13 protein-coding genes are annotated in these 12364 nt (G+C 71.4%); 2 read left to right on the forward strand and 11 right to left on the reverse strand.

All coding sequences use genetic code 11. The features are described 5' to 3' along the window. Position 1 precedes the first annotated feature (1 nt). From BW41_RS08835 to BW41_RS08850, 4 genes are all read right to left on the reverse strand, one after another. A complete protein-coding gene (locus BW41_RS08835; protein ID WP_235199707.1) occupies positions 2-1651 on the reverse strand; it encodes an ABC transporter permease in 1650 nt (549 codons plus the stop codon). Positions 1652-2072: 421 nt separating this feature from the next. Beyond that, the gene (locus BW41_RS08840; RefSeq protein WP_051583382.1) at positions 2073-3224 is read right to left on the reverse strand and encodes a glycosyltransferase family 4 protein; all 1152 of its coding nucleotides are present in this window, start codon (positions 3222-3224) and stop codon (positions 2073-2075) included. A gap of 75 nt (positions 3225-3299) precedes the next feature. Then, positions 3300-4445, reverse strand: a complete 1146-nt coding sequence (gene lldD, locus BW41_RS08845) for an FMN-dependent L-lactate dehydrogenase LldD (RefSeq protein ID WP_037533765.1) — start codon at positions 4443-4445, stop codon at positions 3300-3302. A 39-nt stretch (positions 4446-4484) separates the two neighbouring features. Then, entirely contained in the window at positions 4485-4994 is a 510-nt protein-coding gene (locus tag BW41_RS08850) for a TspO/MBR family protein (protein ID WP_051583383.1), read from the reverse strand. 117 nt (positions 4995-5111) lie between these two features. Between BW41_RS08850 and BW41_RS08855 the strand changes: the two genes are divergently transcribed. Beyond that, the gene (locus BW41_RS08855) at positions 5112-5375 is read left to right on the forward strand and encodes a hypothetical protein (protein WP_037533769.1); all 264 of its coding nucleotides are present in this window, start codon (positions 5112-5114) and stop codon (positions 5373-5375) included. 119 nt (positions 5376-5494) lie between these two features. Here the strand turns inward: BW41_RS08855 and BW41_RS08860 are convergent, their stop codons facing one another. Further along, positions 5495-5995, reverse strand: a complete 501-nt coding sequence (locus BW41_RS08860) for a metallophosphoesterase family protein (protein ID WP_037533733.1) — start codon at positions 5993-5995, stop codon at positions 5495-5497. Further along, positions 5995-6414, reverse strand: a complete 420-nt coding sequence (locus BW41_RS08865; protein WP_051583384.1) for a winged helix-turn-helix transcriptional regulator — start codon at positions 6412-6414, stop codon at positions 5995-5997. The genes BW41_RS08860 and BW41_RS08865 overlap by 1 nt, the downstream gene beginning before the upstream one ends. Positions 6415-6466: 52 nt before the next feature. Between BW41_RS08865 and BW41_RS08870 the strand changes: the two genes are divergently transcribed. Continuing rightward, positions 6467-7075, forward strand: coding sequence for an NAD(P)-dependent oxidoreductase (locus BW41_RS08870; protein ID WP_037533734.1), 609 nt, complete (start codon positions 6467-6469; stop codon positions 7073-7075). Here the strand turns inward: BW41_RS08870 and BW41_RS08875 are convergent. The 5 genes from BW41_RS08875 to BW41_RS08895 all read right to left on the reverse strand — a co-directional run. Next, complete coding sequence (locus BW41_RS08875; RefSeq protein WP_037533735.1) at positions 7069-8265, reverse strand: histidine-type phosphatase; 1197 nt, start codon at positions 8263-8265, stop codon at positions 7069-7071. The two genes, BW41_RS08870 and BW41_RS08875, sit on opposite strands and share 7 nt — an antisense overlap. 41 nt (positions 8266-8306) lie before the next feature. Continuing rightward, the gene (locus tag BW41_RS08880) at positions 8307-9971 is read right to left on the reverse strand and encodes a hypothetical protein (RefSeq protein ID WP_152542218.1); all 1665 of its coding nucleotides are present in this window, start codon (positions 9969-9971) and stop codon (positions 8307-8309) included. Between the two features lie 9 nt (positions 9972-9980). Next, the gene (locus BW41_RS08885) at positions 9981-11057 is read right to left on the reverse strand and encodes a protein-glutamate methylesterase/protein-glutamine glutaminase (RefSeq protein WP_037533737.1); all 1077 of its coding nucleotides are present in this window, start codon (positions 11055-11057) and stop codon (positions 9981-9983) included. A 1-nt stretch (position 11058) separates the two neighbouring features. Beyond that, on the reverse strand, positions 11059-11910 hold the full coding sequence (locus tag BW41_RS08890) for a CheR family methyltransferase (RefSeq protein ID WP_235199706.1): 852 nt from the start codon (positions 11908-11910) through the stop codon (positions 11059-11061). After that, a partial coding sequence (locus BW41_RS08895; RefSeq protein WP_037533738.1) for a chemotaxis protein CheW occupies positions 11907-12364 on the reverse strand: 458 nt, incomplete at its 5' end. The genes BW41_RS08895 and BW41_RS08890, both read right to left, overlap by 4 nt.

Genomic DNA, 12364 nt, shown 5'->3' on the forward strand with positions numbered 1-12364 from the left:
TTCACGACAGGCGCAGCCGGCGTTCGGCGATACGGTAGAGCGGTCGGAACAGCAGGCGGTTGATTGCGATGACGAACACCGACATCACCATGATGCCGAGGAGGACGCGCGCACCGTCCCCCGCCGCGGTCGCATCGGCGATATAGCTGCCGAGGCCGCGCGCGCGCAGGTGGGTGTCGCCCCACGATACCGCTTCGGCGACGATGCTGGCGTTCCACGATCCGCCCGACGCGGTGAGCGCGCCGGTGATGTAATAGGGGAAGATGCCCGGCAGGATCAGCCGCCGCCACCAGAGCAGCCCGCGCACCCCGAACATCCGGTGCGCCTCGAGCAGGTCGTTGGGGATCGCGCTCGCGCCGGCGATGACGTTGAACAGGATGTACCATTGCGTGCCGAGCACCATCAGCGGCGACAGCCAGACGTCGGGATCGGCATGCCAGCGGACGATCGCCACCACCGCGATCGGGAAGAGCACGTTGGCGGGGAAGGCGGCGAGGAATTGCGCGATCGGCTGGACGCGCGCGGTCCAGCGCGGGCGCAGGCCGATCCAGACGCCGATCGGCACCCAGATCAGGCTGGCGATGGCGATCAGCACGACGACGCGCAGCAGCGTCAGCAGACCCGATCCGAAGGCGGTCCAGGCATCGGCGAGCGTCAGCGTCGTGCCGAGGAAGCGCACCGCATAGACGGCGGCGGCGGATGCGGCGATCAGCACCAGCCCCGTCCATAGCCGCAGCCCGAGCGGACGCGCCGCGGCGCTGGTGGTGAAGCGACGATGCTGGACCATCAGCCGCGGCGCCGGCTCGGCGAGCGCGACGAGCGCGGCGATGCCGCGGAACGGCGCGGTCAGCGGGGGGAGCAGCCGCGCGCGGCGGAACAGGTCGAACACCCAGGAGCGCGGCGGATCGCCGCTCGCGGTCTGTTCGACGCGGAAGCGGTCCGCCCAGGCGATCACCGGGCGGAAAACGAGCTGATCGTAGAGCAGGATGACGATCGCCATCGCCGCCACCGCCAGCGCCACCGCGCCGAGATCGCGCCGGTCGATCGCCACCGCGAGCCACGAGCCGATGCCGGGCAGCATCACCTGCGTACGGCCGACGCTGATCGCCTCCGACGCGACGACGAAGAACCAGCCGCCCGACATCGACATCATCGCATTCCAGACGAGGCCGGGCGCGGCGAAGGGCCATTCGATGCGCAGCAGCTTGCGCAGCGGCGACAGGCCGAAGCCGCGCGCCACTTCCTCCAGGTCGCCCGGCACCTGGCGCAGCGACTGGTAGAGGCTGAACGCCATGTTCCACGCCTGGCTGGTGAAGATCGCGAAGATCGCCGCGCACTCGACGCCGACGCGGCTGCCGGGGAAGAGCCCCATGAAGGCGGTGACGGTGAAGGTCATGAAGCCGAGCACCGGCACCGATTGCAGGATGTCGAGCGCGGGGATGATGACCAGCTCGGCACGGCGGCTCTTGGCGGCGGCGGTGGCGGCGACGAGCGTGAAGACGAACGAGGCGGCGAGCGCGGCGAACAGCCGCAGCGTGGTCAGCAGCGCGTAGCGCGGCAGCGCGGCGGCATCGAGCGTGATGGGTTCGACGCGCAGCCGGCTGAGCGGCTCGACCGCGTCGCGTACGCCCGATACCGTTCCGACCGCCACCGCCGCGAGGATCGCGAAGACCGCAAGATCGGACCAGCCGAGCGTCGCCCCCAGCCGTCGTGGGCTGAAGCCGAGGAAACCGATGCGATGGAGCGCGCGTGCCTCAGACCCGGCCACGGCCGCACCCGATCGGCAGCGCCCCGGCGGGGGCGTCGGTTGACGAAACGCGCGCAGGCGCGCGAGCGAAAGCGAGTGTCATGCGACCTCCAAGGCGGTTCGGGCCCGGTGGATCGCTGACGGTCAGCGTGTCGCTGGCGCGTGCGCCCCGTCAGGCCCGGGGAAGACGATCGGATGCAGAGACGCCGCAGCGTCTACTGTCTCCGTCGCCGGTGGTGGGGCTAGATCGGGGCATTGTCGTCCTGTGTCCGCCGGGCGATCCGCTCGCCCGGCTGTCGCGCCCATACACCCGGGCCGAAATGGATCAAGCTGGAATATGGACGTCGGCGACCGGCATCGGCACGACGACGCCGAGGTCGGCCAGCGCGAGATCGAGATAGCGCCGCGCCGCCTCGCGCCACCGGAATCGCGCGGCGCGGGCGCGGCCTGCGGCGGACAGCGCGGCGCGCGCCTCCGGGTCGGCGAGCAGGCGGCGGATCGCGGCGCGCCACGCCGCCGCATCGAGCGCGGGGACGAGCATCGCGCCGTCCGCGCACACCTCCGGCATCGCGCCGGCGTGCGAGGCGATCGTCGGGCAGCCGAGTGCCATCGCCTCGAGCGGCGGCAGGCCGAAACCTTCGGTGGTCGAGGGGAACAGGAACAGCGCGGCGTGGCGCATCAGGGCGGCGAGGTCGGCATCGTCGACGCGGCCGGTGAAGCGGACGCCGTCCGGGACGCGCAGCCCGCGCTCGCTCAGCGTCCCGCGATCGGGACCGCCGAACAGCACCAGCCGGCCGGCGAGATCCGCGTCGGGCGCGACCGCGTCGAAGATCGTCTGTACGTTCTTATGCGCATGGAAGCTCGAATTGGTCAGCACATAGCCGCCGGGCATCAGGCCGAAGCGCGTCAGCACCGCGTCCGACACCGGCTGGGTCAGGACGTGATCGATGCCGTTCGGCACCACCTCGATATCCGCGCGGTCGCAGACAGCATAGCGGACGAGCTGCTCGCGCGAGAAGTGCGAGACGGTGACGAGCCGCTGATAGTGCCGCGCGACATAGGGGGTGATCATCCCGTACAGCACCTTGCTGCGCAGCCCGTGCGAGGCGGGGCTCGACCGGAATTGCGCATCGTGCACGACGACGCAGCCGCTGCGGCGCACGACCGGCGCGGTATTGGTGAAGTTGATGCAATAGCGGCCGCGCAGCGCGCGCGGCAGGTCGAGCTGTTCCCACAGCAGGCCGGTATGACGGCCGACCTCTTCGACCGCGATCCTTTGAAGCGTGATCCGTTCTGCCCCGCCGGGCGGCGCGAGCAAGGTGACGGTGACGCCGCGATAGTCCGGCGTGGCGAGCAGCGTATCGATCGCGCCCGTCACCTCGCGCGCGACGCGCGGCATGCCCTCCAGCGTCGCGAGTAGGAATTTGCCGTTGATGACGATCTCGGCGGCGGTACGCCGGATGGGATCGTAGAACATGCCGCAGGCCCTCGCCAATGATCGTAGCGGCGTTCCTGTAACGGCGGCGGCGTTAAGATTACGCTTCGGTCCCCATCACGTAGCGACGAGGGCGCTGGCGTCGAGCCGATCGATCGTGGTGCGACCGGTCAGCGCCATCGCGACGCGCATCTCGGCCTCGACCAGTTGCAGCATCTGCGTGACCGCCGCCTCGCCCCCGGCGGCGAGCGCATAGACCCAGGCGCGGCCGAGCAGCACGCCATGCGCGCCCAGCGCCAGCAACCGCACCACGTCGAGCCCCGAACGCACGCCGCCGTCGGCGAGCACGGTCAGGCGGTCGCGCACCCGCGCCGCGATTGCCGGCAGCGCCGCCGCGGTCGAGGGCACGCCGTCGAGCTGGCGGCCGCCATGGTTGGAGACGACGATGCCGTCCGCGCCGAGGCTCGCTGCCGCTTCGGCATCCTCGACGTCGAGGATGCCCTTGATGATCAGCGGCCCGGTCCAGCTCTCGCGGATGAATTCGAGATCCCGCCAGCTTACCGTCGGATCGAAATTGTCGCGCATCCAGGCGAAGAAATCCTCCAGCCCGGTGTTCTTGCCGAGCACCGGCGCGACGTTGCCGAGCTGATGCGGTCGGCCGCGCACGCCGACGTCATAGGCCCAGCCGGGCCGGCGCATCGCCTGCCACGTCCGCCGCGCCGCGCCGCGCAGCCCCGCCGCCCCCGCGAGACCGGACCGGTAATCGCGATAGCGCGATCCGGGCACCGGCATATCGACGGTGAAGACGAGCGCGCTGCACCCCGCGTCGCGCGCCTGCGCCATCAGCTCGCGCATGAAGCCGCGGTCGCGGATCATATAGAGCTGGAACCAGAAGGGCGCGTCGGCGGCGGCGGCGACCTCCGGGATCGGGCAGGCGGAGACGGTCGACAGGCAGAAGGGGATGCCGGCCTTGTGCGCCGCGCGCGCCGCCTGCACCTCGCCCCGCCGCGCGTTGAGCCCGGCAAGGCCGATCGGGGCGAGCGCGAGCGGCAGCCGCTGAGTCGTGCCGAACAGGCGGGTCGAGAGATCGAGCGAGGAGACGTCGGTCAGCACCCGCTGGCGCAAGGCAATCGCTTCAAGATCTTCGATATTCCGGCGGAGCGTCACCTCCGCATAGGAACCGCCGTCGATATATTCGAACAGGAAATGGGGCAGGCGGCGGCGGGCAATCTCGCGGAAATCGAGCGTAGAGGCGGCTTTCATGCCGCGCATTATGCCAGAGCGGCGCCGCCGCGGCGAGCATCAACCGTCGTTCGCCTCGCGGATCCGCTCGCTGAGCAGGGTCGCGAAGCCGAGCCAGGCGACCAGCGGCACCGCCGTCGCGGCGGCGGGGCGATCGATCTTCGCCGCGGTGGCGGCGAATCCTGCGCTGGTCACCAGCATCGCTCCGGCGGCGGCGGTGCTGCCGGCGAGCGCGTGACGGCGGAAGAAGATCTCCGTCCATCCGCCGATCATCGCGCTGGTGCCGAGCCACAGCGCCACCGCCGCGGTGCGTGTGGGGCCCGCGGGCTGACGCAGCACCCGATAGCCGCCGATCGCCATGCCGGTCTCGAGCACCGGCCAGACCGCGCCGAACACCGCATCGGGCGGCGTGAAGCCGGGTTTGTCGAGGCGGCGATACCAGCGCCGGATCGCAGGATGGTCGCCGGCGGGCGCATTGCGGCGGCCGAGCCAGGCACTGGCGCCGAGCACGCCGGCGACGATCCCCAGAGCGGCGAGGCGCGGCAAGGCGGGGCGGGGGGCGTCGGTCATGGCGGATCCTCGTGGCGCGGCGCGGCAGGCACCGTCCTCGACAGAGCGTCGGGGCGGCGGCGAGGTTCCGGCACGAGGATGCTTGCCCGGCGCGCAGCGGTCGCTACCAGCGCGGCGATGGACCTCGACGACCAGATCCGCCATTATTTCGGCAGCGACACGCTCGATGCCGTGCCGCCGGCGGCGCTCGCCGCCGGAATCGAGCGGATGACGGTCGACCTCTGGCTGGAGCGCGACCGCGCCCGCCGGTTCGCATTGTGGACGCTGCTTTACATGTTCGACGCGGCGCCGCCGCTCGATGAGGTCTTCGCCGAGGCGGCGGATCGCGACGCGGCGCGAAACTGGATGGACCTGTCGGCGCGGCTGCTCCCGGAGGACTGAGCCTCAGCTGCGGGTGAGGGCGACGCCGAGCGCCACCATCCCCGCCATCGCGACGGCGAGGCAGACGATCGCCAGCAGGATGATGCGGCGCACGGCGGCGGCGTTGCGGTCGTCGGGCATCAGGGCGTCTCCTTGGCGGGGCTCAGCAGCTCGGCGAGCGTGACGGGGGCGAAGCCGCGCGGATCGACGCCGACATCGAACTGGCGCGGCATGGGCTTGAGGCGGCCATGGCTGTGGCCGTGCAGGTTGAGCGCACCACGATGCTGGCCGTTCCAGCTGCGGAAGGGATAATGGCAGAGGACGAGCGCCTGGCCGTCGAGCGTCAGTTCGGCATAGTCGCCGACGCTCGCCCAGCCGGCGGCGGCGCGCGTCGCGTCGGGATCGTTGTTGCCGGCGAGCAGATGCTTGGTGCCGTTGAGTTGGGCGAGTAATGCGGCGACATCACCGGCGCGGCGCGCGACGTCGCCGAGATGCCAGACGGTGTCGTCGGGGGCGACGCGGGCGTTCCAGCGTGCGATCAGGCTTGCGTCCATCGCCGCGGTATCGGCGAAGGGGCGGCGCTGGATGTTGATCGTACGGTGATCGCCGAAATGGGTGTCGGCGGTGAAGAAGACGGCCATCAGCCGCCAACGCGCGCATCGTAACGGCGTTGCGCCGCCTGCACCTCGGGCATGCGCGTTTCCGCCCAATCGATCATCAGCCGCAGCGCCGCGCGCAGGTCGCTGCCGAGCGGGGTGGCTCGATAGCGGACGGTGACCGGCACCGTCGCCTCGGCATGACGCGTCACCAGCCCGTCGCGCTCGAGTGCCCGCAGCGTCTGGCTCAGCATCTTCTGCGAGATGCCGCCGATCCGCTGCTTGAGCTGGCCGAAGCGCAGCTCGCCATCGCCGAGCAGCAGCAGGATGAGCACGCTCCATTTGTCGCCGATCCGGTCGAGCAGCCGGCGCGTCGGACAATCGGCGGCATAGGCGTCGCCGCGCAGGATCGCCGAGGTTACCTGCGGGATACCAAATATGGTCGAAGTGCCGTCTTGCGTCATCGGTCACCCATAGCGACGTTGGTCACCAACGGAAACCATGAGGTGAGTCGACATGACGGTGACGGTGCTGGGGGCGAGCGGGCGCGCAGGCGCGGCGATCACGCGGGAGCTTGCGGCGCGGGGGCATCGCGTGCGCGGTGTCGCGCGCAGGCCGGAGGCGATCCCGGTCGCCGACGGGGTGGCGCCGGTGGCGGGCGATGCGCAGGATGCCGGAGCGCTCGCCGAGCTGGTGCGCGGCAGCGACGCGGTGATCAGCGCCCTGCATTTCGACGTGACCGCGGACACCTTGCTCGCCGCCTTGCGCAAGGCGGGGGTGCAGCGGCTGCTCGTCACCGGCGGGGCGGCGAGCCTGGAGGTCGCGACGGGCCAGCGGCTGTTCGATACGCCCGACTTTCCGCCCGAATGGAAGCCGATCGCCGCCGGCGGCATCGCCTTCCTCGAATCATTGCGGCAGGAGCGCGCGATCGACTGGACCTTCCTGTCGCCACCCGCGTGGATCGAAGAGGGGCCGCGCACCGGCTCCTATCGCACCGGCGGCGATCGCCTGCTTACCGATGCGCAGGGGCAAAGCCGGATCAGCTTCGCCGATTATGCCATCGCGATGGTCGATGAATATGAACGGCCGCAGCACAGCCGCAGCCGCTTCACCGTCGCTTATTGAGCGGCGCGCAGCGGCGCGAGGCGGCCGCGCAGCATCGTCGCGAAGCGGGCGAGGTCGCACCCGTTGGGCGCGCAGCCGGGGATGGCGAGCGGCGTCACATCGACCGCCGGCGACAGCGCGCGCAATGTGTCGGGGGATTGCGTGCGATAGCTCGCCCGGACGAACCGGCGGCCGCTTGCCGGATCGAGCACGCGTTCGAGCCAGATCGCGCCACCGGGGGCGACATCGCCTTCGGCATAGCCCGGCGCGCGCAGCGGCACATGGAGCACGGCTGCGAGAGCGGTGACGTTGGTATCGTGGCCGACGAGCACCGTCACCGCCGGCACCTCGGCGTCGGTCAGCGCGGCGAGCAGGGCGCGACCGAGCGCCGCGCTCTGGTGCGCCGCCATATAGGGGGGGCGGGTGAAGACGTCGAACAAGGCGGCGTGCAGCGCGCCGACGCGTTGCAGCGCGGCGGCATCGACCGGTGGCCAGCCGGGCAGCGCCAGCCCCTCGGCATATTGCAGCAGCAACACCTGCGCGGTACCCGAGGTGGTGCGGATCGGCCCGGTCAGGTCGATGCCGCGTCCGTCCGCCGAGGGCGTGACGCGGGACGGCAGCATCGGGCTGCATCCCTGCGGGTCACCGCAGCCGAGCAGCCGGTCGAGCGCGGCGATGTCCGCGGCATGGCGGCGGGCAAGCGCATCGACGCCGCCGGTGTAACGCCGGATATCGGCGACAGCCGCGGCGGCGTCGAAGTAGGTGACGCCGGCGCGCAGCGGCTCGAACAGCGGATCGGCCCGATCGGCCGACAGGTGCTCGACCGGAAGCGGACAGCCGGGCGCGAGGCCGCGCGCGAACGCCTCGCCGCTTGCGATCGTCCGCTCGGCGGTGTTGCTGTGGATGCGGATCGTCCCCGCCGCCGGACAGCCGTCACTCGGCAATAGGCCGTCGGCGAGCAGCGCCGCACGATCCGCCGCGGCGAGCAGCGTCAGCGCCTGCGCACCGTGCGGGGTGAGATGCTCCGCCGGCACCGGCCAGTGCGGCCAGGGCGCGGCGGTGCGCGTACCGGCGGGTGCCTCGCCGTCGATCGGCGCACGCACCCCGTGGCGGACCAGCATCACCACCCGCTCGACCCGCAACGCCGGTCTGGCGGCGAGCGGTGCGGGGATCAGCAGCAGAGCGGCGGCGAGGAGGCGGGGCAGGGTCATGGCGCGCGCCTATCGCGGCTGTAAGTCAGCCCGGTGACAGATCAGAACAGCCCGTCCTCGTCATGGGCGGGGTGGCCGATCAGCGCCATGCCCGGCAGCAGGAAGTCGACGTGAATGTCGCGCTCGCTCGCCATCGTATAGAGATCGGCGATCGCCGGCAGCAGCGTCCGCAACGCGCCTTCGTCCGCCGGGGCGGGGACGGGCGCCGCCTCCGCCCGTTCGCTGAGCAGCGCCTGCACCTGTGTGATCGGTCCGCCGAGTGCGAATTCGCTGCCCAGCTCCGCCGCGCTCGTCTCGAGCAGCGCGACCAGCCGGCGCGCATCCTCGCTGCCGTCGCGGACCAGCCGCTCGGTCCGCGTCACCGCGGTGCGGATCGTGGTCAGCGCGCGGCCGAGCCGCGCGCCGCCGTCGATGCCGGCGCCGTCATCGCCGAGCAGGCGTTGCGCGCTACCCAGTTCGCCGATCGTCCGGCCGACTTCGGTGGCGGTCGTGCCGAGTCCCGACGCCGACAGGTCGACCTCCTGCGCCACCACCGCGACGGCGCGACCGATGTCGCTATGCTGCCGGCACAGCAGCCGGGTATTGGTGGCGATCTCCTGCACGTCGGTGCGGATCGCGCCGAGCCCGTCGATCCGTGCGGTCAGATCGCCGACGGTCGCCGCGATCAGCCGGCCCATCTCCTCCGCCTGCCGCTGCGCCGCCCTGAGCGGGACGATGATCCGGTCGGCGTCGCTGACGCTGCGGTCGAGCCGGATGAGCGTACCGCGATCCACCTCCCCCGCCTGATCGGCGAGGAGCGCGCCGAGCGCGGCGACGTCGGGGAGCAGACCCTGGAGATTGCCGATCAGCGCGCCGGTCTCGCGCTCGAAGTCCTGGACGATCTGGGCGAGCTGCGCGGCGAGCAGCCGCTCGACATGCGCGCGCGCCGCGGGCGGGTAGGCGCGGGCATCGAGCAGCTCGAGCGCGGCGACGACATGGTCGAGCCGCTGGCGGGTGCGATCGCCGATCTGCATCGCGTGCAGCAGCCGCAAGACCTTCGTCTGGATCGCCCGCGCGATCGCGCTGACGCGCACGGCGATCTGCGCGCTGCCCGAACGATGCTCGCCAAGCGCGCGGGCGTCGGCGAGCAGCCGCTGCGGCAGCGCCGGCACCGCATGGGCGCAATCGCCGGCGAGCCGCCGGTCGGCCTGCTGCACGCCGACGACCGCCGCATCGAGCGCGTTGAGCGCGCGGATCACCTCGGTCAGCAGCGCCTCGCCCGCGGCGATCTTGTCCTCCATCCCCTCGACGAAGCTGACGAACTTCGCCTCGCCCGCGGCGGCGATCTTGATGTTCATGCCGTATGCGCGGAGCATGCGCAGCGAGCGGTGCATGTCGAGCACGTGCGCGCGAAGCAGCGCGGCGATGTCGGTGATCGTCGCGATCCGCCGGCCGCGTGCCGTCAGCGCGGCGGGCAGCGCGGTGATCGCCGCGGCGACCTCGGCAAGATCGTCGGTGGCGGCGTCGGCGTCGCGCGCATCGAGCGCGGACACAACCGCGTCGAGCCCGCCGACGATCTGCTCGCTCAATTCGATCGCCGCCGCCAGCGCGTCGCCGGCGCGGACGAAGCGCGCGTCGAGCTCGGCGGCGATCTGCATCAGCGCGTAGCGGATCGGCGGGGGCGGGGGGCTGGCGACGACCAGCTCGCGCGTGCCTGGCGACATCATCGGCTCCTCCTAGCGGGTGGCGGCGAGCAACAGCTCCGCCGCAATCGATTCGAGCGGGACGACACGGTCGGCGGCGCCGCGCGCGATCGCCTCCTTGGGCATGCCGAAGACGATCGAGGTCGCCTCGTCCTGCGCGATCGTGCGGGCGCCCGCTTCCTTCATCTCGAGCAGGCCGCGCGCGCCGTCGTCGCCCATGCCGGTCATGATCACGCCGACCGCATTCGCCCCCGCACTGCGCGCCGCCGACCGGAACAGCACGTCGACCGACGGCCGGTGCCGCGACACCAGCGGGCCGTTGCGGACGGAGACGACATAGCGCGCGCCCTGGCGGTTAAGCATCGTATGGTTGAGCCCGCCGGGCGCGATCAGCACGCGGCCGCGCAGCACCGAATCGCCGTCCTCGGCCTCCTTGACGTCGACCTCGCACATACTGTCGAGCCGTTTGGCGAAGGCGCGGGTGAAGCTTTCGGGCATATGCTGGACGACGACCATGCCGGGCGAATCGGCGGGCAAGGCGGTGAGCACCTCGCGCAGCGCCTCAGTCCCCCCGGTCGAGGCGCCGACACACACCACCATCTCGGTCGTGCGGCTCATCGCGCGGCCGCTCGGCGGCGGCAGCACCGCATCGGCGGTGAGCCGACGCTGCGGCGTGCCGGTCGCCGCCGGTCGCCGGCCGAGCCGTGCGCGCGCCGCGCCCTTCACCGTCTCGCAGATCTGGGTATGCGCCTCGATCAGATGATCGGCGACGCCGACCCTCGGCTTGAGGATGACGTCGACCGCGCCCGCGTCGAGCGCCTGAAGCAACGTCTCCGATCCGTCCTCGATCAGCGAGGAGCACATCACCACCGGCGTCGGGCATTGCGCCATCAGCCGGCGCAGGAAGGTGATGCCGTCCATCCGCGGCATCTCGACGTCGAGCGTGATGACGTCGGGCACCTCCGCCTGGATGTAGCGCGCCGCGGCGAAGGGGTCGGCGGCGGCGGCGATCACCTCGATCCCCGGGTCGGCGGAGAGGATCTGCGTCATCGCCTGGCGCACGCTGGCGCTGTCGTCGATGATCAGCACGCGGACCGGTTTGGCGCCCATCTCAGCGCTTCCGGAAGATCGTATTGCCGACCAGTTCGAGCGGCAGGTCGAGATCGGCGAGCGATTCCGAATGGCCGAGGAACAGGTGGCCGCCCGGTTGCAACGTGTCGAGCAGCCGCCGCACCACCCGTTCCTGTGTCGGCCGGTCGAAATAGATCAGCACGTTGCGGCAGAAGATCATGTCCATTGGCACGCCGACCGGATAATGATCGTCCATAAGATTGAGCCGGCCGAAGCTGATCGCCTGGCGCAGTGCCGGGACGATCCGGACCTCGTCGCGATCGGGCGCGGTCGCCTGCAATATGTAGCGCTGGCGCAGCGCCGGCGGCACCGGGTCGACCGCGGCGCGCGGGAAGATGCCGCGCCGCGCGATCCCCAGCACCTCGGTATCGATGTCGGTGGCGAGGATGTCGAAGGCGGGGCCGCCGCGATCCTGCATATAGGCGTCGAGCAGCATCGCCAGCGTATAGGGTTCGGCACCGGTCGAACAGCCCGCGCTCCAGAGACGCAGCCGCGGGCGGCGCTCGGCGGCGAGCACCGGCAGCAGCGTCCGCGTCAGAAAGTCGAAATGGCCGGGCTCGCGGAAGAAGTCGGTCTTGTTGGTGGTGACCGCGTTGAGCAGATGCTCCGCCTCGACCGCGAGGCCGGCGTCGTCGAACAGCCAGGCGCAATAGTCGCCGAGCGTCGCATGGCCGGTGGCACGCAGCCGCCGGCGCAACCGTCCGCTCAGCATCGTCGTCTTGTTCGAGGGCATCTTGATGCCCGACATGTCGGTGACGAAGGCGGACAGGCGGGCGAAGTCGCGCGCCGACAGCACATCCTCGGCGATCGGCTGCGAGGCGAGATCGTTCACGTCGCCACCACACTCGCGCCGGGGGCGGTCGATTGCGTCAGCACAGCCTCCATGCCGTCGAGCACGCCCCGCAGGTCGAGCAGTCCGACGAAGCCGCCCTCGCGCCGCAGCACGCTGACGACGTAGCGCGAATGCCAGGCGGTGCCGGTGTCGGGCACCGCCTCGATCGCCTCGGCCGCCCAGGTACTGACGTCGAGGACGCGATCGACGACGAGGCCGATGACCAGCGGCCGGTCGGCAGCGGTCACCGCCTCGACCACCAGCACGCGCGTCGCCACCGTCGGCGGCACGGTCGGCAGGCCGAGGCAGGTGCGGAAATCGACCAGCGGGACCGACAGGCCGCGCACGTCGCACAACCCGATCAGCCAGTCGGGCGCGTTGGGGACGCGAAAGGCATTGGTGTGATCGAGGATTTCGCGGACGACGGCGATCGGCAGCGCGAACAGCTCTTCGC

The organism is Sphingomonas sp. RIT328 (assembly GCF_000632225.1).
Classification (GTDB): Bacteria; Pseudomonadota; Alphaproteobacteria; order Sphingomonadales; family Sphingomonadaceae; genus Sphingomonas; species Sphingomonas kyungheensis.